The sequence below is a fragment of the Corallococcus llansteffanensis genome (assembly GCF_003612055.1).
Taxonomy (GTDB): domain Bacteria; phylum Myxococcota; class Myxococcia; order Myxococcales; family Myxococcaceae; genus Corallococcus; species Corallococcus llansteffanensis.
The window spans coordinates 1-25,047 of record NZ_RAWB01000069.1; the positions used below are offsets into that span (position 1 = coordinate 1).

At 73.2% G+C, this 25,047-nt stretch carries 3 protein-coding genes; 1 reads left to right on the forward strand and 2 read right to left on the reverse strand.

Annotated elements, in window-relative coordinates; all coding sequences use genetic code 11:
• Together D7V93_RS09210 and D7V93_RS09215 are read right to left on the reverse strand one after the other, a co-directional pair.
• The coding region (locus D7V93_RS09210) for a non-ribosomal peptide synthase/polyketide synthase (RefSeq protein ID WP_147451097.1) at window positions 1-14,713 on the reverse strand (14,713 nt) is incomplete at its 3' end.
• 69 nt (window positions 14,714-14,782) lie between these two features.
• Window positions 14,783-16,189 (reverse strand): cytochrome P450, encoded by a 1,407-nt coding sequence (locus tag D7V93_RS09215; RefSeq protein ID WP_120643033.1) that lies wholly within the window; start codon window positions 16,187-16,189, stop codon window positions 14,783-14,785.
• Between the two features lie 135 nt (window positions 16,190-16,324).
• Here D7V93_RS09215 and D7V93_RS09220 point away from each other — a divergent pair, with 135 nt between their 5' ends.
• Window positions 16,325-24,952 (forward strand): non-ribosomal peptide synthetase, encoded by an 8,628-nt coding sequence (locus D7V93_RS09220; protein WP_158623685.1) that lies wholly within the window; start codon window positions 16,325-16,327, stop codon window positions 24,950-24,952.
• Window positions 24,953-25,047 lie beyond the last annotated feature (95 nt).

A 25,047-nucleotide genomic window follows, 5' to 3' on the forward strand; every position in this document is an offset into this window, starting at 1 on the left:
GCGTGGAGGGGGCCGTGGCGATGCGGGCCGCGTCCGAGTCCAGGCAGATGAGCTGCTCACCCCGGGACGGGAGCTGATCCGCGATGGCGTCGCGGGTGACCAGGAGCATCAGGCCCGCGGACTCCATCATGAAGGCCAGGCGCTCCTGGGGCAGGGTGGGATCCAACGGGACGTAGGCGCCGCCGGCCTTGAGGATGCCGAGCATGCCCACCACGAGGTCCAGGGAGCGCTCCACGCTCAGGCCCACGAGCACGTCCGCGCCCACGCCGCGCTCGCGCAGGTGCCACGCGAGCTGGTTGGCGCGGCGGTCCAGCTCCGCGTACGTGAGGTGCTGGCCCTCGAAGGAGAGCGCGGTGGCATCGGGGGTCCGCGCCACGCGGGCCTCGAAGAGCGCGGTCACCACGGCCTCCGCGTCCCAGTCCGTGCGCGTGTCGTTCCAGGCGCGCAGCAGGCGGTGGCGATCTTCGTTGGACAGGAGCGACACGTCCGCGAGCCTTCGCGCGGTGCCGGACGTGAGGGAGCGCAGCGCGAGGCGCAGCTGCTCCACGAGGCGCTCGACGGTGCCCGCGTCGTAGCGGGCGCGCATGTAGGAAAGCCGCAGGGCCAGCCGTGTGCCGGGGAACACCCCCAGCGTGAGCGGGTAGTGGGTGTGGTCGAAGCTTTCGACGGCGCGCACGTCGAGCGGCCCGCCGGCGCGCTGGAGGGCGGCGTCGAGCGGATAGTTCTCGAAGACGAGCAGGCTGTCGAAGAGCGGCGTGCCCCGGGGCACCTCGCTCCAGCCCTGGATGCGCACCAGCGGGACGTGCTCGTGCGCCAGCGTGCGCTGCTGGGCGTCCTGCAACTGCTTCAGCCAGGGCACCACGGCGGCGTCGGCGGGGAGGCGGATCCGCGCGGGCACGGAGTTGATGAACAGGCCCATCATCCGGTCCGCCCCGGGCAGCTCCGGAGGTCTGCCGGCGACCGTCACGCCGAAGAGGACGTCGTCTCCTCCGCCGTGACGATCCAACAGCAGCGCCCAGGCGGCCCGCACCAGCGTGTTGAGCGTGAGCTGGTGCTGGCGCGTGAAGGCCTGGAGCGCGGCGGTGTCCTCCGTCGACAGCAGGAGGCGGTGCTCGTCCATGCCCACACGGTTCGCGGACGGGGGCGCTCCCACCGGCAGCGGGGTGGGCGTGGAGAAGCCCTGGAGGGCCTCGCGCCAGAAGGACTCGGCCTGGGCGAGGGGCTGCTCGCGAAGCCAGGCGATGTAGTCGCGGAAGGGCGGCCGGGCGGTGGGGGCCGGAGGCTCCTTCCGGCGCAGGGACTCATAGGTGCCGAGCAGCTCCTGGAACACGAAGCCCAGGCTCCAGCCATCCAGCAGCAGGTGGTGCTGCGTCCAGATGAGCCGGTGCGCGGAGTCGCCCAGCCGCACCAGGAACAGGCGCATCAGCGGGGCCTCGGACAGGACGAAGCCCCGGGCGCGGTCCGCTTCCAGCAGCGCTTGAAGCTCCTGCTCCCGGGCCTCGGGTGTCAGGTGTCGCCAGTCGTGCTCCACCCAGGGCAGCGGCGTGGAGCGCCACACGACCTGCAGCGGCTCCTCCAGCCCTTCCCAGAGGAAGCTGGTGCGCAGGATGGGGTGGCGATCCATCAACGCCTGCCACGCTCCGCGCAGCGCCGCCACGTCGAGCGCGGATGCGACGTCGATGGAGGACTGGACGAGATAGGCGGTGGCGGAGGGCTCCAGCAGGGCGTGGAACAGGATGCCCTGCTGCATGGGGGACAGGGGATAGACGTCCTCGAGCTCCGGGATGCGCGCGTGCAGCGCCGCGAGCCGGTCCGGGGTCAGGCGGGCCAGAGGGAAGTCGCCCGGGGTGACGCGCGAGGCATCGTCGGAGGCGCGGCCCGCGATGAGCGCGTGCAGCGTCCCCACCACTCCGTGCGCCAGGGCCTCCACCGTCTCCGGACGATGCAGGGCCCGGCTGTACGTGAAGGACACGCGCAGCGTTCCTTCCAGCACCAGGGCGCCCACCTCGAGCACGTGGGAGCGCAGGGCCCCCGGGGCGTGGAGGGGGCCTGTCCCCTCGGGGGCGCGCGCGAAGTGCTTCGAACCCTGCGCGGTCGCGTCCCACTGGCCCAGGTAGTTGAAGGCCACCTGCGGGCGGGGAAGCGCGCCCAGGCTCGCGGACAGCTCCGCGGAGCCCAGGTATCGCAGCAGGCCGTAGCCGAGCCCCCGGCCCGGCATCTGTCGCACGGTGTCCCGCACCGCACGCAGCAGCTCTCCGGGACTGGCGTTGGCGGACACGGTGATCGCCACCGGATGGGTGGACGTGAACCAGCCCACGGTGCGCGACACGTCCAGATCCGCGAGCACGTCCTCGCGGCCGTGGCCCTCCAGCTCCACCGCCACGAAGGGCTGCCCCGCGTGGCGTGCCAGGGACGCGGCCAGCGCCGCCAGCAGCACCTCGTCCGGACGGGCCCGGTAGGCGCCGGGGACCTCTTGGAACAGCAGGCGCGTCTGTTCAGCGTCCAGCTCGACGGAGACCTCCGCCGCGGACTCCACGGTGTTGATCCCCGACGGCAGGTCCACCCGCAGGGGTGGATACGGCGTGGCCCCGAGCGACCGCCAGTGGGGGGCTTCAGCCCGCACCGCGTCGGAGCCCGCGTACTCCCCCAGTCGGCGCGCCCACGTCTGGAAGGAGGTGGACTTCGGCGGCAACGTCACGGGCTGGCCCTGGCCGAGCTGGACACAGGCCGTCTCCAGGTCCTCCAGGAGGATGCGCCAGGAGACGGCGTCCACGGCCAGGTGGTGGATGGCCAGCAGCAGCCGCGCCTGGCGGTCGGGGCCGCAGTCGAAGAGGGCCGCGCGCAGGAGCAGGCCCTCGGACAGATCCAGGCTGCCCTGGACCCGCGCGCACGCGGCCTCCAGCGCCGCCGGCAGGCCAGGCTCCGACACCTGGGACAGATCCACGCGCTCCAGCCGGAGCGCGGGCCCCGGCCCTGCGTGGTGGGCCTGGGTCCAGACGCCATCGACCTGGGTGAAGCGCAGGCGCAGGGCATCGTGATGCGCCGTGAGCGCCTGGAGCGCCTGCTCCAGGTGCGCGGGCTCCACCGGCTCCTTCAGCACCAGGAGCAACGACTGGTTGAAGTGGTGCGGCTGTTCACGGGCCTCCTCGAAGAACGCCCTCTGCACTGGCGTCAGCGTCACCGGCCCTTCCACCACCGCGTCGGTGTCCCGAGCGCCACCGTCCGCGTCCACCACCTGGGCCAGCAGCGCCACCGTCTGGTGTTGGAAGAGCTGCTTGGGCGTGACGCGCAGCCCCGCCTGTCGCGCCCGCGCCACCACCTGGAGGCTGCTGATGGAGTCGCCCCCCAGGGCGAAGAAGTTGTCCTCCACGCCCACCGACGTCAGGCCCAGCACCTTCGCCCAGACGTCCGCGAGCCGTGCTTCCAGCGGCGTGCGCGGCGCCACGTAGCGCTGGGGCAGCTCCGGCCGGCTCTCCGGCGCGGGCAGGGCTCGACGGTCCACCTTGCCGTTCGACGTGAGGGGCAGGGCCTCCAGCGCCATCAGCGCCGCGGGCACCATGTATTCGGGCAGGCGCTCCTGCAGGGAGGTGCGCAGCGCGGGCAACGCGTCCGCCGCCGGGCCTACCACGTAGCCCACGAGGCGCTTCACGCCGGGCACGTCCTCACGCGCCACCACCACGGCCTCGCGCACGTCCGGATGGGAGCGCAGCGCGGACTCCACTTCACCTGGCTCCACGCGGAAGCCGCGCACCTTCACCTGCGTGTCGCGCCGGCCCACGAACTCCAGCACCCCGTCCTCGCGCCAGCGCACCAGGTCGCCGGTGCGGTACAGGCGCGCTCCGGGCGTGGCGCTGAAGGGGTCGGGGATGAAGCGCTCGGCGGTGAGCCCCGGCTGCTCCAGGTAGCCGCGCGCCAGGCCGTCTCCGGCGACGTACAGCTCGCCCTGGAGGCCCACGGGCTCCGGCTCCAGGTCAGCGCCCAGCACATAGACGCGCGTGTTGCCCAGGGGCCGGCCGATGGGCACCGGCGCGCCGGCCTGCGCCACGGTCTCCATGCGCCAGCAGCTCGTGAAGAGCGTGCCCTCCGTGGGGCCGTAGCAGGCCGTCACGGGGATGCGCAGCGACTCCAGCACCTTCTGGACGTGCGGGGGCGACACCACGTCTCCGCCCGTCAGCAACTGCCGCACGCCCGCGAGGCCCTCCAGGTGCGCATCCACCATCTGCGAGAAGAGGCCCGCGGTGAGGTGCAGCAGCGTCACCCCGTGCCGCGTCAGCACCTCGGCCAGCTCCCGGGGATCGCCCGGCGGTCGCGGCGGGTACACCACCAGCCGACCCCCGTTGAGCAGCGGTCCCCAGACCTCCAGGGTGGATGCGTCGAAGGTGATGGGCGCGATCAGCAGGTACGTCTCACCCGACAGGTGCGCGTAGTCCACGCCGCGCACCGTGCGCAGCACCGAGCCGTGCGTGATGCACACGCCCTTGGGCCCGCCCGTGGTTCCCGAGGTGAAGTCGATATATGCGAGGTGTTCCCCCGCGACGCCGCTGTCGGGCGCGTGCGTCGGCTTGCGCGCGAGCACGTCCGCGTGCGCGTCCAGCAGCACCTCCGGCACCGCCAGGTCGCCCAGGCGCGCGGACACGTCGCGCGTCGTCACCAGCACGCGGGCACGGGCCTGGGACACCATGTGCACCAGGCGCTCGCGCGGATAGCCCGCGTCCAGCGGCACGTAGACACCGCCAGCCTTGAGGATGCCCAGGAGCGCCACCACCAGCTCCAGCGAGCGCTCCACGCAGAGTGCCACGCGCTCCTCGGCCACCACGCCCCGCTCGCGCAGATGCCAGGCGAGCTGGTTGGCGCGCTCGTCCAGCGCTCCGTACGTCAGCGTCTGGTCCCCGAACTCCAGGGCCACCGCATCCCGGTGCTTCGCGACCTGCTCGGCGAAGACGTCCACGATGGAGGCGTCCCTCGGGTAGTCCGACCGGGTGTCATTCCAGTCCACCAGCAGGCGCTGGCGCTCCGGTGCCGTCAGCAGTGGCAGCCGCGACAGGCGCTGCTCCGGCCGTGCTACCGCCTCTTCCAGCAGTACCTGGAAGTGCGCGGCCATCCGCTCCACGGTCGCGGCCTTGAACAGCTCCGTGCCGTAGTCGAAGGTGCCCTGGAAGCCGTCTTCCGTCTCGGTGAGGTTGAGGGTCAGCTCGAAGCGCGTCGTCCGGCCCTCCACCTCCAGCAACTCCAGGCGTGCGCCGCCCACCGCGAGCGTCGGCATGGGCGCGTTCTGGAGAATGAGCAGCGTCTGGATGAGCGGCGCCCGGTCCAGGCTGCGCTGCGGCCGCAGCTCCTCCACCAGCTTCTCGAAGGGGACGTCCTGGTGCGCGTAGGCGCCGAGCGTCGTCTCGCGCACCTGGGCGAGCAGGGCCCGGAAGGACGGGGCCTCCGAGAGCCGGGTGCGCAGCACCAGCGTGTTGACGAAGAAGCCGATGAGCCCTTCCAGCTCCTGCCTGCCCCGGCCGGCGATGGGGCAGCCGATGGACACGTCGTCCTGGCCGGCGTAGCGGCCCAGCAACACCGCGTAGGCGGACAGCAGCACCATGTACGGCGTGGCGTGCTCGCGCCAGGCGAGCGCCTTCACCGCGTCCGAGAGCGCACGCGGCAGCCGCACGGGCACGCTCGCGCCCTGGAAGCCCTGCACCTCCGGACGCGCGTGGTCCGTGGGCAGCTCCAGCGCATGGGGCGCTCCCGTCAGCTCCTGCCGCCACCACGCCAGTTGCTTCTCCAGCACCTCGCCCTGCATCCACCCGCGCTGCCACACCGCGTAGTCCGCGTACTGCAACGGCAGCTCCGGCAGCGGCGAGGCACGGCCCTCCAGGAAGGCCTCGTAGAGCGCCACCACCTCACGGACGAGCACGCCCATGGACCAGCCGTCCGACACGATGTGGTGCATCGTCAGCAGCAGCACGTGGTGCCGGTCGGAGTGCTGGAAGAGGTGGGTGCGCAGCAGCGGGCCGAGCACGAGGTCGAACGGCTTCAGAGACTCCGCGTCGAGCCGCTTCCGGCCCTCCGCTTCGCGCTCTGCTTCCGGCAGGCCCGTGAGGTCCACGCGCGTCAGGGGGACGGACACCTCCGGCGCGATGCACTGGACCCCGCCCGCAGCGTCCTCGCGGAACGTGGTGCGCAGGGCTTCGTGGCGCTGCGTGAGGAACTGGAACGCGCGCTCCAGGGCGCGCGGATCCAGCGCGCCCTCGATGCGCAGCGCGGCCAGGGTGTTGTAGGCGGCGCTCCCGGGCTCGAGCTGGTCGAGGAACCAGAGGCGCTGCTGGGCGAAGGACAGCGGCAGGGCTTCCTTCCGACTGGATCGATCCAGGGCGGGCGCCTGCGCTTCGGTGCCCGAGCGCTGCGCCGCATCCACGGCGCGCGCCAGCGTCACCACGGTGGGCGACTCGAACAGCTCCCGCAGGGGCAGCTCCACGCCCAGGCGGGACCGCAGCCGGGTCATGACCTGCGTGGCGAGCAGCGAGTGTCCGCCCTGCTCGAAGAAGCTTCGGTGCGGATCCACCGCAGGCTGGCGCAGCACCTCCGCCCAGATGCCCGCGACCAGCGCCTCCGTGGGCGTGGCGGGGGCGGCCGTGGGGGCCACGACGACGGCTTCCGGTGAGGGCAGGGCTGAGGCGTCCACCTTGCCGCTGGCCGACAGGGGCAGCACGTCCAGGACGACGAACGCCGACGGCACCAGGTACTCCGGCAGCCTCGCGGCGAGGAAGGCCCGCATCTCCGGGACCGGGGTGGGCGCCCGCTGCGTCACGTACGCCACGAGGCGCGGCTCGGCGGGCGCGTCCTCGCGCACCAGGACCACGGCCTCGCGCACGTCCGGATGGGAGCGCAGCACGGCCTCCACTTCACCCGGCTCGACTCGGAAGCCGCGCAGCTTCACCTGGGCGTCCATGCGGCCCAGGTATTCGAGCTGCCCGTCGGCGCTCCACCGCACCCGGTCGCCGGTGCGGTACATGCGGCCGCCCGGCTCCGGGTGGAACGGATCCGGAACGAAGCGCTCGGCGGTGAGCCCCGGCTGGCCCAGGTAGCCGCGCGCCACCCCGGGACCCGCCACGAACAGCTCGCCGCCCACGCCTTCGGGGACGGGCCGCAGGAAGACATCCAGCACGTACACCCGCACGTTCGCCCACGGCTGGCCGAGCGTCACGCGCTCCGGCGTCACCGGCTGGCGCGTGATGGTGGCGCACACCGTGACCTCGGTGGGGCCGTAGGCATTGAGAAGCGTGCGGCCCTGGCTCCAACGCCGCGCCACCTCGCCGGGCAACGCCTCGCCCGCGGAGATGACGGTCTCCAGGCGCGGCAGTCCCTGGGGTGACAGGAGCGCGAGCACGGACGGGGTCAGCGTCACCGCGCTGATGCGCTGCGCCTCCAGCAGCGTGCGCAGGGGCGCGTCCGGCAACAGCCGCTCCCGAGGGGCGAGGACGAGCGTGGCGCCCGCGAGCAGCGTCGCGAAGACCTCGCACACCGACGCGTCGAAGCCCGCGGAGGCGAACTGCAACACCCGGCTGTCCGGCCGGAAGCCGTGGGCCTTCACCGCGGCGAGCGCCGTGTTGCCCAGGCCGCGGTGCACGAGCAGCGTCCCCTTGGGACGGCCCGTGCTGCCCGACGTGTAGATGACGTAGGCCAGGTGCTCCGGGTGGACCGCCACGTCGGGGGCCCGGGTGGACCGTTGCGCAAGTCCGGCGGCCTCCGTGTCCAGGCACACCACACGCACGCCGTGGGCGGTGAACCGGTCGCTCAGGCTCCGCGACGTGAGCACGAGCGACGCGGCGCTATCTTCCAGCAGGAAGTCCAGGCGCTGAAGGGGAAGCGCAGGATCGAGCGGCACGAAGGCGCCACCGGCCTTGAGGATGCCGAGCATTCCCACCACCCACTCCGGCGAACGCTCCACGCACAGCGCGACCCGGACCTCCGGACCCACGCCCTGCTCACGGAGGAAGTCGGCCAGTTGGTTGGAGCGGGCCCCCAGCTCGCCGTACGTGACGATCTGCCCCTCGAAGTCGAGCGCGAGGGCATCGGGCGTGCGCGCGGCCTGGGCGGCGAACTGCGCGTGCACGGGGCTCGCGGGCAGTGCGGCCCCCGTGTCGTTCCAGTCCACGAGCAGCCGGTGGAGCGCGTCGGGCCGGAGCATGGGCAGGTCGGCCACGGGCTGTCCGGGAGCCGCCACGAGCCCCTCCAGCAGGGTGTGCAGGTGCTCCGCCAGGCGGGCCGCGGTCCCCGCCGTGAAGAGCGCGGTGTCGTACTCCAGGTACCCGGTGAGCCCGGTCGCGTCCTCGGCCAGGGAGAGGGTGAGGTCGTACTTCGCGGTGTCGAGGGCCTGCTCGGTGAGCGTCAGCGTCAGGCCCTGCGTCTCCAGCGACGCCCGGGGCGTGTTCTCCAGCGCGAACATCACCTGGAAGAGCGGCGACCGGGAGGGATCGCGCGGGACGCGCAGGACGTCCACGAGCTTCTCGAAGGGCAGGTCCTGGTGGGCGTAGGCCCCCAGGGTCGCCTCACGCGTCTGGCGCAGCAGTTCGCGGAAGGACGCGCGCGGATCCACGCGCGAGCGCAGCACCAGCGTGTTGATGAAGAGGCCGATGAGCCCCTCCAGCTCCGAGTGCTGCCGTCCCGCCACGGGGGCGCCGACGCAGAAGTCCGTCTGGCCACTGGAGCGGTGCAGCAGCACCTGCCACGCGGCCAGCACACCCATGAACAGGCTGGCGCCTTCCGTCTGGCCCACGGCCTTCAATCGCTCCACCAGCGTCAGGGGCAGGTGGACCGGCTGCCGGGCGCCGTGGAACGCCTGGGCGGAGGGACGGGGGAAATCGGTGGGCAGGTGCAGGGCCGTGGTGCCCGCGAGCTCCTGGCGCCAGTACGCGACGCGCGACTCCAGCACGTCGCCCTGGAGCTGTTCGTGCTGCCACAGGGTGTAGTCCCCGTATTGCAGCGGCAGCTCCGGGAGCGGGGACGGCAGGCCCTGGGAGAAGGCGTCGTGGAGCGCCGCCAGCTCCCGCACGAGCACGCCGATGGACCACCCATCCGCCGCGATGTGGTGCAGGGCGACGAGGAGCACGTGCTCGGTCGCGCTCAGCCTCAGCAGCACCGTGCGCAGCACCGGACCGTGCGCGAGGTCGAAGGGGCGCGCGGCCTCCTCGGCGGAGCGGCGGGCCACTTCGGCCTCGCGCGCGGCGGCGTCCAGGCTCTCCAGGTCATGAAGGGGCAGCCGCACGGGAGACGGCGGTGCGATGTGCTGGACCGGGCCGTCCGCGCCCTCCGGGAACGACGTGCGCAGCGCTTCGTGTCGGCGCACCACCTCGGTGAGGCACCGCTCCAACACCGCCACGTCCAGCGGCCCGTGAAGCCGGAGGGCTCCGGGCAGCGTGTAGAGGGCGCTGCCCGGCGCGAGCCGGTCCTGGAACCACAGGCGCTGCTGCGCGGAGGACAGCGGGAGCGGGCCCGTCCGGTGCCGGGGACCCGGGGGCGCGGCGGTGCTGCGCTCGCCCCGCTGGAGCCCGGCCTCGATGCACGCCGACACGCCCGCGACCGTGGGCTGCTCGAAGAGGCGCCGCAGCGGCACGTCGACCTGGAAGAGATCCCGCACGCGGGAGACGAGCCTCGTGGCGAGCAGCGAGTGGCCGCCCAGCTCGAAGAAGTCGTCGTGGAGGCCGACCCGCTCGACGCCCAGCAGCTCGGCCCAGGCGGCGGCGAGCCGCGCTTCGACGTCCGAGCGCGGGGCCACGAAGTCGCGTCCCCTCGGGCGCTCCTGGAGGGGAGCGGGCAGGGCCTGACGGTCCACCTTCCCGTTGGGCGTCAGGGGCAGCGCGTCGAGCGTCATGAAGACGGACGGCACCAGGAACTCCGGGAGCCGATCCCGGAGGAAGTCGCGCAGCACGCCCGTGTCCACGGCGTGTCCCGGCCGGGCGGTGACGTAGGCCACCAGCGAGGGCTCACCCGCGAGGGTCCGCACCGTCGCCACGACCGCCGCGAGCGCGGGGTGACGCGAGAGCGCCGCCTCCACCTCTCCCAGCTCGATGCGGTGGCCCCGCACCTTCACCTGGAAGTCGACGCGGCCGAGGAAGTCCACCGTGCCGTCCCCGTGCCACCGGGCCAGGTCGCCGGTGCGGTACATCCGCGCGCCGGGGTCGCTCCCGAAGGGCTCGGGCAGGAAGCGCTCGGCGGTCAGCGCGGGCCGCCCCAGGTAACCCCGGACGACGCCGCTGCCCGCGATGTACAGCTCTCCTGCGACCCCTACCGGCACGGGCTGGAGGTTCGCGTCGAGGATGTAGAAGCGCGTGTTCGCGATGGGCGTGCCGATGGACACCGTCGCGTCCTCGGCGTCGCGCACGCGGTGCGTGGATGACCACACGGTGGTCTCCGTGGGGCCATACATGTTCAGCACGTCGGGCACGAGTCGCCGCAGGCCCTCCGCCAGCGGCGCAGGCAGGGCCTCACCGCCCACCAGGAACGTCCGCAACCCAGGGAGCGCGGCGGTGGCCTCCGGAGACTGGAGCAGGGCCCGCGCGAAGGACGGCGTGCATTGCAGGTGCGTGACGCCGTGCTCGCGCATGCGCGCCGCGAGCTGCGAAGGGTCCCACCCGTCCTCGCGGAGCACCACGGAGAAGCCGCGCGTGAGCGTCCAGAGCAACTCCAGGACGGAGATGTCGAAGGACAGGCTCGTCACCGCCAGCCACACGCCGGGCGTCGTGCCCAGCCGCTCATCCATGGCGGCGAAGAAGTCGAGCACGTTGCGCTGCTGCACCAGGACGCCCTTGGGCGTCCCCGTGCTGCCCGAGGTGTAGATGGCGTAGGCGAGGTGCCCGGACTCCAGCGCGGGGGTGCCCAGGTCCTGCTCCGTGTCCGCCTCGTCCTCCAGCCAGAGCGTGGCCTGATCCTCCAGGGGCAGCACACCGGCCAGCGTCCGCTGGCTCACGACCACGCGGGCGCCCGAGTCCCGCAGCACGGCGCCCAGCCGCTTGCGGGGGTAGGACGGATCCAACGGCAGCCAGGCGCCTCCGGCGCGCAGGATTCCCAGCAGCCCGACGACCAGCTCCACGGACCGCTCGGTGCAGAGGCCCACGAGCTGCTCCGGGCCCACGCCCTCCGCCGCCAACCGTCGCGCGAGCCGCGCCGCGCGCCGCGACAGCTCCCCGTACGTCAGCCGCGTGCCGCCCGCCACCACCGCGACGGCGTCGGGCGTGCGCGCGGCCTGGGCTTCGAAGCGCTGGAACAGGCCGGCCTCGGGAGGCAGGGCCTGGTGCGTGGCGTTCCACGTCACCAGCACCTGCTCGCGCTCAGCCGGGGTCAGCAGGGGCAGCGTGGAGAGGCGCCGCGTGGGCTCCGCCACGGCGGTGGTGAGCAGGACGCGCAGGTGCTCGGCGAAGCGGGCCGCGCCGGTCGGGTCGAAGCACGCGGTGTCGAACTCCAGCGAGCCGACGTAGCCATCCGCCGTGTCGGTGAGGGAGAGCGTGAGTTCGTACTTCGCCGTCCCGGTGTCCACGTCGAGGGTCCGCACGGTGAGGCCCGGCATCCCCGGTTCTGGCAGCGGATCCGGTTGGAGCACGAGCATCACCTGGAAGAGCGGCGCGCGGTCGGTGTCGCGCTCCGGGCGCACCGCCTCCACGACCTCCTCGAAGGGCACGCCCTGGTGCGCGAAGGCCCCCAACGTCGTTGCGCGCACGCGCTCCAGCAGCTCGCGGAAGGTCGGGTCGCCGGACAGCCCGGTGCGCAGCACCAGCGTGTTGATGAAGAGGCCGACCAGCCCCTCCAGCCCCGCGCGCTCACGCCCGAGGACGGGCGTGCCCACGCTCACGTCCTCCTGTCCCGACCAGCGGGAGAGGACGGCCTGGAAGCCCGCGAGCAAGACCATGAAGGGGGTGACGGCCTCGGCGCGCGCCACCTGCCGGATGCCTTCGGACAGCGTCTGGGGAAGCCGCACGGGAAGCAAGGCGCCGTGCTGGCCCCGCCTCCCGGGACGCACCGCGCTTGTCGGCAGCGCCAGCGCGCGCGGCGCTCCCGACAGCCGCTGCCGCCACCACGCCAGGTGCTCCGCTCGAGCGGCGTCGTGCCGCGCTTCACGCTGCCACCGCGCATGGTCCACGTACTGGATCGACGGCGCGGGGAGCGCGGGGGACTGTCCCGTCACCGCCGAGGCATAGCCCGCCGCCAGCTCCCGCCCGAGGAGCGCCAGCGAAGCGCCGTCCGCCACGAGGTGGTGCACCACGAGGAGCAGCACGTGCGATTGCGCCTCCAGACGGAACAGCGTGGCGCGCAGGAGCGGCCCTCGCGCGAGGTCGAACGGCCGTCGCGCCTCATCGCGCAGTCGCCGCCGCAGCTCGGCCTCGCGGGCTTCGGAGTCCAGGCCTTCCAGCGCGACGTGGGGCAGGGGGAGGGGAGCGAAGGGCAGCACGCGCTGCTCGGGCCCGGAGGCCCTCACCTCGATGATCGTGCGCAGGGCCGCATGGCGTCGCACCAGCGCCTGGAGTCCCTGCTCCAGCGCCACCGCGTCGAGCGGCCCCTCCAGCCGGAGCGCGGCGGGGAGGTGGTAGCGCGGCGTGCCCGGATCCAACTGCTCCAGGAACCACAGCCGCTGCTGCGCGAAGGACAGCGGCGCCGCCTCTCCCGGACTCCCCACCTGGGGCGAGGAGGGGGCTTCGGCCGGAGCGCTCGCGCGCAGGCGGGACAGCTCGCTCGCGAGCCAGGTGACGCTGGGGGCTTCGAGCAGGAGTGACAGCGGGAGCGCCACGCCCAGCTCGCGCTCGACGTCATGCGCCAGCTCCGCGGAGGCGAGCGAGTCCAGGCCCAGGCGGGTGAGCGGCGCCTGGACATCCAGCGACGCGGACGACACCCGCAGCCGCGTGGCGAGCCGCTCGCGCAGCCAGCCCTGCACGTCGCTGCCCGCGTCGGACGGGGACGGCACCGTCGCGGTGTCCTCGGCCGCGCTCGCCTGCTCCGTCCAGGTCCGCACCGCGCGCAGCGAGCCGTCCCGGAAGCCATCGCGGCAGGCGTGGCGTTGGATCTTCCCGCTGGACGTCTTCGGCAGGCTCCCGGGCTCCAGCAGCACCACGGCATGGGGCGCGAGCGCGTGGGCGTCCGTGATGGCGTGGCGGATGGCCTCCACCACCTCGTCCGGGGAGGCGGGCAGCTTGCGCGGATCCACCTCCTGGACGACGACGAGCCGCTCCTCGCCATCCACGTCCAGGGCGAACGCCGCGGTGCACCCGGGCCGGAGCGCCGGGTGGCTGCGCTCCACCGTCAGCTCCACGTCCTGGGGGTAGTGGTTGCGTCCCCGGATGATGATGAGGTCCTTGCGTCGGCCGGTGACGAACAGCTCTCCGTCGGCCAGGAAGCCCAGGTCGCCGGTGCGCAGGAAGGCGCCCTCCGGCCCTCCTTCCACTTGGGCACCGAAGGCCGCCGCCGTCTCCTCCGGACGCTGCCAGTAACCGCGCGCCACGCTCGGTCCCTGGACCCAGATCTCCCCGACCGTGCCCGGCGGGCACTCCACACGGGTGTGCGGATCGACGACGAGCATCCGCTGATCCGGCAGGTCCTGACCGCAGCCCACGAGGTGCCGCACGTCACCTGCGTCCGGTGTCGCCGGCTCCGCGCGCCCCTGCTCCAGCGCGTCGCTCCGCACCGTCCGCAGGCGGGGCTCCGTGCCCTGCACGCCGCCGGAGACGATGAGCGTCGCCTCCGCGAGGCCGTAGCAGGGATAGAGGAACCGGCGCTGGAAGCCGCACGGCCCGAAGGCCGCCTGGAAGCGCTCCAGCGTCTCCGGGCGGATGGGCTCCGCGCCGCAGAAGGCCATCTCCCAGGTGCTCAGGTCCAACCCCTCGCGCTCCGCGGGGGTGATGCGCCGGGCGCACAGGTCGAAGGCGAAGTTGGGGCCACCGCTGATGGTGCCCCCGAAGCGGGAGATGGCCTGGAGCCAGTGGAGCGGGCGCCGCAGGAAGTCCAGCGGCGACATCAGCGCCGTGTGGATGCTCGCGTACAGCGGCGTGAGGATGCCGCCGATGAGCCCCATGTCGTGGTACGGCGGCAGCCAGATGACGCCCACGCTGTCGCGCCGGATGTTGAACGCGTGCGAGATGAGCTTCAGGTTGTGCAGCAGGTTCGCGTGGCTGAGCATCACGCCCTTGGGCGTGCCGGTGGACCCGGAGGTGTACTGGAGGAACGCGAGCGAGCCCGCCGTGACCTCCGGACGGCGCCACGCCTGTTCGACCCCCTCGGGTGTCGCGTCGGTGGCGATCCACTTGAGCGCGGCCAGGTCCGGGGCCTGCTCGAAGAGCGACTCACCCATCGACTGCAGGAAGGACGTCGTGAGCACCACCGACGCGCGCGCGTCCTGGATGATGGCGCGCAGGCGGGGCAGGGTGCGCTCCAGGCGCGTGGGGTCGGGCGGGTAGGCCGGCACGGCGACGAGCCCCGCGTAGAGGCACCCGAAGAAGCCCGCGACGTACTCCAGCCCCGGCGGGTAGAGCAGCAGCACGCGCTCTCCCGGAGCGGCGACCTGCTGGAGCGCGGCGCCAATCCGGCGCGCGCGCAGGTCCAGCTCCGCGTACCCCAGCGGTGACTCCTCCGAAGCGCCGTCCTCCAGGAACGTGAACAGTCGCCGGTCGCCATGGGTGGCGGCCCGCTCCTGCAACAGATCAATCAAATCCACGGGCGGAGTGACGGGACGCACAGAGGACATGGGCACACGGGAGGCCTGCCCGTGAAGGGCGTCAGGCCGTGAAGGCAGAAAAAAGGGAGGGGGGCGCGGTCAGCTGCCGGTGGCCGCGACGGGGCGCGGCCGGGAGTCTCGGATCGGGCTCAGGCGGACTTGCAGCCCGCCCCGGGGACGCAGCGTCGAGGTGGCCTCGGGGATGGCCGGGGCGTCGCTGACCAGCTCCACCCGGAAGCGCTGCACCGTCAGGGTGAGCGCCACCAGGATCTGCAGCAGCGCCAGCCGGTCGCCGATGCACTGTCGCTGCCCGCCGCCAAACGGCATGTAGCAGTAGCGCGGACGCCCGGCCGAGCGCTCCGGCGTGAAGCGGTCCGGGTCGAAGACGTCGGGCTGCTCCCAGTACGCCGGGTGCCGGTGGAGGATGTACGGCACGGAGGTGACCAGCGACTTCGCCGGGATGTCGTAGCCGCCAATCTGATCCGGCTGCACGTTCTCCCGGGCGAGCGTCCAGGCCGCGGGATAGAGCCGGAGCACCTCGTCCAGCACCCGGCTGGTGTACTTGAGCCGGAAGAGCTCCTGCGCGGTGGGGACGCGGTCGCCCACCACCTGCGCCACCTCGTCGCGCACGCGCGCCTCGACCTCCGGCGCCCGACCCAGCGCGTACCAGGTCCAGGCCAGCGTCGTGGCCGTCGCTTCGTGGCCGGCGACGAAGAGGTTCACGGCCTCGTCGCGCAGCTGCTCGTCGCTCATGCCCTCGCCGGTCTCCGGATCGCGCGTCGCCATCATCATCGCCAGGACGTCGTCCTCCCCGGCGGGCTGCTGGCGCCTGCGGGCGATGAGCGCGTGGATGGAGGTGTCCAGCTCCGCGATGGCGCCGTGGAACTGGCGCTTCCACCGGACGACGGCCGGCAGCGGCACCTTCAGGCGCGCGAACACCGCGGCGGCCCGGTGCGTGTGCAGGTGCATGATCCGCGCGAGCGTGTCGCGGATGGAGCCCGGCTGGGAGACGAGGTCCTCGGTGAAGACGAGCCGGCTCATCATCGCCCGGGTCAGCTCCGACATGTCCTGGGCCACGTTGAAGCTCGCGCCGTCACGCGCCCGCGCCTCCCACCGCTCCAGCATCTCCTGGGTGGACTCCACCGCCGTCGTCACGCCCCAGCCCGCGAGCCGGTCGCGCGAGAAGGCCGGCTGCACCATCCGCCGCTGACGCCGCCAATACTCTCCGTCGCTGCGGAACAAGCCCTGACCCAGCAGCGCGCTGCGCGCTCCATGGCCCGGCTTGGGGAAGTTCTGCACCCGGTCCGCGAGTACGTATTTCACGTAGTCCGGATGTGACAGCAGGAACACCCGCACCGTCCCCATCCGGAACAACACGATGTCTCCGTAGCGCTGCTGCCCCCGGACGTTGATGCCCAGCGGATCGCGCATCTGCTCCCGCACGTTCGCGAGGGAAGACCAGAGCCCATGAGGACCGGGGGGCAGCTTCGGACGGGAGGAGGACATGGCGTGGAGTCGTCTTGTGTCGTCAACGAAATGCTGTTTCACGCGCACTTCGAGGCTCGACAAGAAATCTCATTATACTGGTACACATCCGGCCCTCACAAGGCACTGGCCTCCACGGCCGCGCCGGCCCCCTCCATGGACGACTTCCAGAAGCGCCTCGCTGCCCTTCCCCCCGAGAAGCAGGAGCTGCTGCTGCGCAAGCTGCGCAAGACGGCTCCGCCCGCGGCTTCCATCCCCCGTCGGGCTTCGGGCCTGTCGACGGTGGGCCTGTCGTTCGCGCAGCAGCGGCTGTGGTTCCTGGAGGCGCTGGAGCCGGGCAGTGCACGCTACAACCTCCCCGCGGCGGTGCGGCTGGAGGGCGTGCTCGACGTGGGCGTGCTGGAGGGGTGTTTCCAGACGCTGGTGCGGCGCCATGAAGCGCTGCGCACCGTGTTCCGCTCCGGGGCGGATGGGCCGGAGCAGGTGATTGCTCCCGCGGGCACGATGGCCCTGCCCGTGAGCGACCTGACCGGCGTCCCCGCCGAAGCGCGCGAGGCCGAGGTGCGCCGCTGCATCCAGGAGGAGGCAGGCCGCGCGTTCGACCTGCTCCAGGGCCCGCTGCTCCGTGGCCGCCTGCTCAAGCTGGGAGCAGGGGAGCACGTGCTGGTGCTGACGATGCACCACATCGTGTCGGACGGCTGGTCCATGGGCGTGCTCATCCGCGAGGTGGCGCTGCTCTATGCCGCCGGTGTCTCCGGGCAGCCGTCCCCGCTGCCGGAGCTGCCGTTGCAGTACGCGGACTACGCGGTGTGGCAGCGCGAGTGGATGCGGGGCGAGGTGCTGGAGAAGCAACTGGCGTGGTGGCGCCTGGAGCTGACGGGGGCGCCGCAGGCCTTGGAGCTGCCCACGGACCACGCACGTCCGGAGGTGCAGGGCTTCCGGGGCGCGAGCGTGCCCGTGCGACTGCCGCGCGCACTCTCGGACGCGGTGAAGGCGCTCGCCCAGCGTGAGCACGCCACGCCGTACATGGTGCTCCTGTCCGCGTACGCGGTGCTGCTGGGCCGCTACGCCGGCCAGGACGACGTGTCCATCGGCTGCCCCATCGCCGGCCGTGGCAGGCAGGAGCTGGAAGGGCTCATCGGCTTCTTCGTCAACACGCTGGTGCTGCGCGCCAGGCTCTCGCTGGCCCCGTCCTTCCGGGCCCTGCTCGCCCAGGTGCGTGAGACGACCCACGGTGCGTATGCGCACCAGGATGTCCCCTTCGAGAAGCTGGTGGAGGAGCTGCGGCCCCAGCGGAGCCTGGACCGGGCGCCGCTCGTCCAGGTGGTGCTGTCGCTCCAGAACGCGCCCACGTCCGCCGTGTCGCTGCCCGGGCTGCGCCTGGAGCCGCTCGTGCCCGACACCGAGGCCGTGAAGTTCGAGCTGGGCCTGTCGCTGGCGGAGACGGACGACGGGTTCTCCGGGGCCTTCGAATACAGCACGGAGCTGTTCGACGCGGCGACGGTGGAGCGGATGGCCGCGCGCTTCCAGGCGTTGCTGACGCGGGCGGTGGCGCGGCCGGAGCTGCCCCTCTCACGGCTGTCATTGCTGACGGAGGACGAGCGCCACCAGGTCCGCGTGGCGTGGAACCCGGAGCGCACCGACTACCCCCGCGACCAGACGCTGGCGGAGGTGTTCGCGGACGTGGTGGCCCGGCGGCGGGACGCGGTGGCCCTGGAGTTCGGGGACCAGACGCTGACGTACGGGGCGCTGGACGCACGGGCCCGGAGGCTCGCCTGGCTCCTTCGCGAGAAGGGCGTGGGCACCGACTCCCGCGTCGCGCTCTGCGTGGAGCGGTCGCTGGAGCTGGTGGTGGCGCTGGTGGCCATCCTCCAGGCGGGCGGGGCGTACGTACCGCTGGATCCGGACTATCCCCGCGAGCGGCTGGTGGCCATGCTGGAGGACGCGCGGCCCACGGTCCTCATCACCACGCGTGCGCAGCAGGGCCGGCTGCCGGCGGAGGGACTGACGACGATCCTCCTCGACGAGCTCGTCCTCGAAGGGGACGCACCGGAGGGGATGCTGCCGCGGGCCCATCCCCAGAGCCTCGCGTATATCGACTTCACGTCGGGGAGCACCGGCCGCCCCAAGGGCGTGGGCACGCCGCAGGCCGGGGTGCTGCGCACGGTGTTCGGCGTGGACTACGCGCACCTGGGGCCGGAGGAGACGTTCCTGCTCATCGCGCCCATCTCCTTCGATGCGTCCACCCTGGAGGTCTGGGGCGCGCTGCTGCACGGCGCCCGGCTCGTCGTCTTCCCTCCGCACGCGCCGTCGGATGTGCGGGAGCTGGAGGCCGTGCTGGTGCGCCACGGCGTCACCACGCTGCACCTCACCGCGGGGCTCTTCACCCAGATGGTGGAGCACCACCCGGAAGGCCTGCGCACGGTGCGGCAGCTGCTCACCGGCGGCGACGTGGTGTCCGCCCCGCACGTGCGCCGCGTGCTGGAGACGCTGCGCATCCCCGTCACGGCCTGCTACGGCCCCACGGAGAGCACGCTCTTCGCCACCTGCCACCGGATGACGCGGGCCGAGCAGGTGGGTACGTCGGTGCCCATTGGCCGCCCCATTGGCAACACGCGGGTCTACGTCGTGGATGCGCACGGGGAGCTGGTGGCTCCGGGGCTGAGCGGCGAGCTGTTCATCGGAGGTGATGGCCTGGCCCGGGGCTACGTGGATCAGCCGGCCCTGACGGCGGAGCGCTTCGTGCCGGATCCGTTCGGCGACGAGCCCGGCGCGCGGCTGTATCGCACCGGGGACCTGGCGCGCTGGCGCAAGGACGGCGTGCTGGAGTTCCTGGGCCGCATGGACTCGCAGGTCAAGGTGCGCGGCTACCGGGTGGAGCTGGCGGAAGTGGAGTCCGCGCTCCTCGCGGCGCCGGGTGTGACGCAGGCGCTCGTGGTGGCGGCGGGAGAGGGGGCCGGTGACAAGCGGCTGGTGGCGTATGTCGTCTGCCCGGAGCCGGTGACGGCGGGGCTGCGCGCGTTCGTCCAGGCGCGCCTGCCGGACTTCATGGTGCCCTCGGTCTTCGTGCGGGTGGAGGCCATGCCCCTCACCGCCAACGGCAAGGTGGACCGCAAGGCCCTGCCGCCGCCCGAGGCCGAGAGGGCTTCCGCGCTCGCGACGGACTACGCACCGCCGCGCGACGCCGCCGAACAGCAGTTGACGGAGCTGTGGGCCCGGGTGCTGCGGGTGGCGCGCGTCGGCATCCACGACAACTTCTTCGCGCTCGGGGGCGACTCCATCCTGAGCCTCCAGGTGGTGGCGCAGGCGCGGCAGGCCGGGCTGGCCTTCACCCCGAAGCAGCTCTTCCAGCACCAGACCGTGGCCGCGCTGGCCGCGGTGGCGCGGCGGGCGGAAGAAGGGGCGGGGACGCAGGGCCTGGCGCAGGGCCCGGTGCCCCTCACGCCCGTGCAGCGCGCCTTCCTGGAGGACGCGCCGCCCCACGCGCACCACTTCAACCAGGCCCTGCTCCTGACGCTCCAGCAGCCGTTGCCGCCCGCGCTGCTGACGCGGGCGCTCGAAGCCCTCGTCCTGCACCACGATGCCCTGCGCCTGCGCTTCACGCGGCGGGAGGACGGGACGTGGGCGCAGGACAACGCGGGCCCTGAAGTCGCGCCGCGCCTGGAGGTCCTCGACTTCACCTCGGTGCCCCCGGAGGCCCTGGACGCCCGCGTCGCCGAAGCCGCGGAGGCCGTGCAGCGCGGGGTGCGCCTGGAGGCGGGGCTGTTGCTGAACGCCGCCTTCTTCGACACCGGCCCGGGGCGGCCCGCGCGGCTGTTGCTGGTGGTCCACCACCTGGCCGTGGACGCGGTCTCCTGGCGCATCCTCCTGGAGGACCTGGAGACCGCGTGCCGTCAGCTCCGCGACGCGCAGGAGCCCCGGCTTCCCGCGAAGAGCACCTCCTTCCAGGCCTGGGCCCACGCGCTTGCGCGCCATGCCCGGTCCGACTCCGTGCGCGCGCAACTGGGCTTCTGGTCATCCGGTCCCCGCGCGGAGGCCTGGACGCTGCCGGTGGAGCGCACGGGCGGCGCCAACGACTTCGCCTCCGCGCGCACGGTGTCGCTCGCGCTGGACGCGGAGGAGACGCGGCTGCTCGTCCAGGAGGTGCCCGGCGCGTGGCGGGTGCGGCTGGAGGAGGTGCTGCTCGCGGCGCTCGCGCACGCGCTCTGCCAGTGGAGCGATCAACCCCGGGTGCTGGTGGAGCTGGAGGCCCACGGCCGCGAGGAGCTGACCGAGGGCATGGACCTGTCGCGCACCGTCGGCTGGTTCACCGCGAGCTGGCCGGTGCCGCTGCCGGGCCTGACGCCCGGGACGCCCGGGGACGTGCTGCGCGCCGTGCGGGACGAGCTGCGCCAACTGCCGGGCCCGGGCCTGGGATACGGGCTGCTGCGCGAGCTGGGCACGGAAGCGGACGCCGCACGGCTCCGGGCACTGCCCCGTCCCCGCGTGTCGTTCAACTACCTGGGGCAGCTCGATGCCTCCGCCGCGGCCTCGGCGTTCTTCGCGCTCTCCGAGGGCGCCTCCGGAACGCCAATGGATCCCCGGGGGGAGCGCCGGTGCTGGCTGGACGCCAGCGGCTTCGTGCTGGGCGGCAGGCTCCAGCTCTCGCTGACGTACAGCGAGGCCCTGCACACCCGCGCGACGGTGGAAGGACTCGTCGGAGCGATGCGGGACTTCGTGCGGGCCGTGGTGGCCGGTCGCGCCTCCGGGGACACCCATCGCTTCACGCCCACGGACTTCCCCCTGGCGGGGCTGACCCGGCCCGCGCTCGACCGCGTCGTCGGGGAAGAGGGCGCTGGCCTCGAGGACCTCTACCCGCTGTCGCCCATGCAGCAGGGGATGCTCTTCCACGCGCTGCTGACGCCAGACGCGCCCGCCTACTTCGTGCAGACCTCCTGGCGCCTCCACGCCGCGCTCGACCCGGCGGCGTTCCGGCGTGCCTGGGACGCGGTGGTCGCGCACCATCCCATCCTGCGCACCGGCTTCCGGTGGGAGGGGCTGGACGCACCGCTCCAGGTCGTTCACGCCCAGGCGCACCTGCCCTGGGAGGAGCGCGACTGGAGGGGCCTGTCCGACGCGGAGCAGCGCGGCCGCCTGGAGGTCTTCCTCACCGAGGACCGCGTCCGCGGCTTTGAGCTGCAGCGTCCGCCGCTGATGCGCGTGACGCTCGTGCGCCTGGGGGACTCGGCCTGGCAGCTCGTCTGGAGCCAGCACCACCTGCTGCTGGATGGCTGGAGCCTGGGGCTGCTGCTCCAGGATCTCTTCGCCGTCTACGACTCGCTGCTTCGGGGGGCGCCGGCCCGCCTGCCGCCGCGCCCTGCGTTCCGCGACTACATCGCCTGGCTGACGCGGCAGCCGTCCACGGAGCTGGAGCGCTTCTGGCGCGAGTCCCTCCGGGGCTTCACCGCGCCCACGCCCCTGCCGGGAGACCAGGGTCCCGTGCCGACCGGCGACGCGCGCCGGGAGATGGACGAGCGGGTCCGCAAGCTGTCGGAGCCCGCGACAGCCGCCGTGCAGGGCTTCGCCCGGCGACACCAGCTCACGCTCAACACGCTCGCGCGAGCGGCCTGGGCGTTGGTGCTGGGCCGCTGGAGCGGCGAGGACGACGTCGTCTTCGGGGCCACGGTCGCCGGACGCCCGACGGAGCTTCCCGGGGCGGAGGCGATGGTGGGCCTGTTCATCAACGCGCTGCCCGTGCGGGTGCGGCTGCCGCGCGACGCGGACGTGCTCGGCTGGCTCCAGCAGCTCCAGGCGCAGCAGGCCGAACAGGGCCCGTACGAGCACGGCCCGCTGGCGGAGGTGCAGCGCTTCAGCGAGGTGCCGCGCGGCACGCCGCTCTTCGACAGCCTCCTCGTCTTCGAGAACTACCCGGTGGATGCGGCGCTCCAGCAGCGGGCCCAGGGGCTCGACGTGCGTGAGGTCCAGGACTTCAGCCACACGAACTACCCGCTCACCGCGAGCGTGGCGCCGGGCGCGCAGCTCGCGCTCAGCCTGACGCATGAAGTGGCGCGCTTCGGGTCGGTCCTCATCGAGCGGCTGCTGGGGCAGTGGGCCCTGGCCCTGGAACAGCTCGCAGCCAGCGCCGGACAGCGGCTTGGGGACGTGTCGCTGTTGACGCGTGAGGAGCGTCAACAGGTCTTGGTGGCCTGGAACGACACGGCGGCGCCCCGGGAGGACGCGCTGCTGCACGACCTCATCGCGGCCCAGGCGAAGCGCACGCCCCACGAGCCCGCGGTGCGATGCGGGGACGCGTTGCTGACGTTCGAGGCGCTCGACACGGGCGCGAACCGGCTCGCACACCACCTGCGCGCGTTGGGGGTGGGGCCGGAGGTTCGGGTGGGGCTGTTGCTGGAGCGGTCGGTGGAGGCCGTGCTGGGCGTGCTCGCCATCCTCAAGGCCGGCGGCGCGTATGTGCCGCTCGACCCGGGCGCGCCCGACGAGCGGCTGCGCCACATGTTCGAGGATGCCTCCGCGGGCGTGCTCCTCACCCACGCCGCGCTGGCCGCCCGCCTGCGGCCTCCGGGTGCGGCGGTGGTCCTCCTGGATGAAGACGCGCCCCGCATCGCGCGCCAGCCCGGGACGCCGCCGGACGTGAGGATGTCCGCCGAGCAGCTCGCCTATGTCCTCTACACGTCGGGCAGCACGGGGCGGCCCAAGGGCGTGATGATCCCGCACGCGTCGGTGGCGAACCTGCTGCGCGCGCTGGAGGACGCCGTCTACCGGGACGCGAAGGCGCCGCTGCGGGTGAGCATCAACGCGCCGCTCACGTTCGATGCCTCCGTGAAGCAGCTCATCCAACTGGCCTCGGGACACACGCTGTGCATCCTGCCGGAAGAGGCGCGGGCGGACGTGCGACTGATGCGCGAGTGGGTGGAGCGCTACCGGCTGGATGTCCTGGACTGCTCGCCCGCGCACCTGCGGCTGCTGCTGGAGGAAGGGCTCGCGGACGCGGCCCACGTGCCGGGCCGGGTGCTGGTGGGCGGCGAGGCGCTGGTGGCCTCCACCTGGCGGACGCTCGCGGCGGATCCGCGCATCCGCTTCTTCAACGTGTATGGCCCCACCGAGTGCACCGTGGACGCGACGGCGTGCGACGTCCGCGGCCGTCCGGAGGCCCCGACGCTGGGCCGGCCCCTGCGCAACGTGCGGCTGTACGTGCTGGACGCGGCGCTGCGGCCGGTGTCCCCTGGCATGGTGGGCGAGCTGTTCATCGGCGGCGCGGGCGTGGGCCGGGGCTACCTGGGCCAGCCGGGGCTCACCGCCGAGCGCTTCGTTCCGGATCCCTTCGGCGCGGAAGCGGGCGCGCGCCTGTACCGCACGGGGGACCGCGTGCGTCACCAGGACGACGGCGGCCTCGAGTACCTGGGGCGCACCGACTTCCAGGTGAAGGTGCGCGGCTACCGCATCGAGCTGAGCGAGATTGAAGCAGTGGCGAGGACGCACCCCGCCGTGCGGGACGCGGTCGTGGTGGTGCGGGACGACGGGCCCACCGGGCCCCGGCTGGTGGCCTTCGTGCTGCCGACCGCGGACGGGGCGCTGGACGTGGAGGCCCTGCGCGCCCACCTGCGGACCCGCCTGCCGGAGTACATGCTGCCCTCGGCCTGGGTCACCGTGCAGGCGCTGCCGCTGACGCCGCACGGCAAGGTGGACCGTCGCGCGCTGCTCGCGCCGACGTGGGCCCCGCCCGAGGCGCGCGACACGGTGGTACCGCCCCGCGACGCGCTGGAGCTGCGGCTCGTCACGCTCTGGCAGGAGGTGCTGGGCGTCCCGTCCCTGGGCATCCGCGACGACTTCTTCGAACTGGGAGGGCACTCGCTCCTGGCCGTCAGCCTCATGGGCCGCATCGCGCTCGTGACGGGACGGCGCCTGCCGGTGGCCGCGCTCTTCGAAGGCGCGACGGTGGAGCACCTGGCGAAGCTCCTGCGCGCCGAACCCCACCTGAAGCCCTGGGCGTCCCGGGTGCCGCTGCAACCGAAGGGCGGACAGCGTCCCGTGTTCCTCGTGCACCCGGGTGGGGGCAACGTCCTGTGCTACGTGGAGCTGGCCCGGAGGTTGGGGCCGGAGCAGCCGGTGCATGCGTTCCAGGCGCGGGGGCTCGACGGGCTGGAGGCGCCCCACACCCGCGTCGAAGCCATGGCCGCGCACTACGTGGAGGAGCTGCGCAAGGTGCAGCCGCACGGCCCCTACCGGCTCGGAGGCTGGTCGCTGGGAGGCCTCATCGCCTTCGAGATGGCCCGCCAGCTCGTCCAGTCAGGAGAGCAGGTGGCCCGGCTCCTCCTCATCGACACACGGGCGCCTGACGCCGAGCCGCCGCCGCTGGCCGATGCTGAAGCGGCCGTGTTGTCCGGGCTGTTCCTGCGGGAAGTCGCGCAGCAGACCGGCGGGCCCCTGGCCCCGGATGACGAAGGCCTGACGGCACGGGATCCGGAGGCGCTGCTCCAGGCCCTCGCGCAAGGCAGTGGGCCCGGCGAGGTCGACGCGCGCGTGGCCGAGCTGCGGACGTTGCGGCGCGTCTTCGAGAGCACCCTCCAGGCGACGTGGCGCTATGTCCCGGACGCGTATCCGGGCGCCGTCACCTTGCTGCGGGCCACCCGGACGGACGGGCGCGCGCGGGAGGCTTCGCTCGGGTGGGAGCGCTTCGCCCTGGGCGGCGTGGAGGTCCACGCCGTGGAGGGCGACCACTTCAGCGTGATGCGCTCACCGGACGTGGACGGCCTGGCGGAGCGGGTGAGGGCGTGCCTGGGGTGAGGCGCGGTCAGAACTTCGGCATCGGGTTGCGGCCGTTGTAGTAGCCGCGCTCGGCCCGGTAGCCGCAGGACTCGTCCACCATGCGGGCCTCGGGC

Coding starts and splice junctions, on each gene's coding strand:
- D7V93_RS09220 (WP_158623685.1), top strand. CDS start 16,325: ATGGACGACTTCCAGAAGCGCCTCGCTGCCCTTCCCCCCGAGAAGCAG.
- D7V93_RS09215 (WP_120643033.1), bottom strand. CDS start 16,189: ATGTCCTCCTCCCGTCCGAAGCTGCCCCCCGGTCCTCATGGGCTCTGG.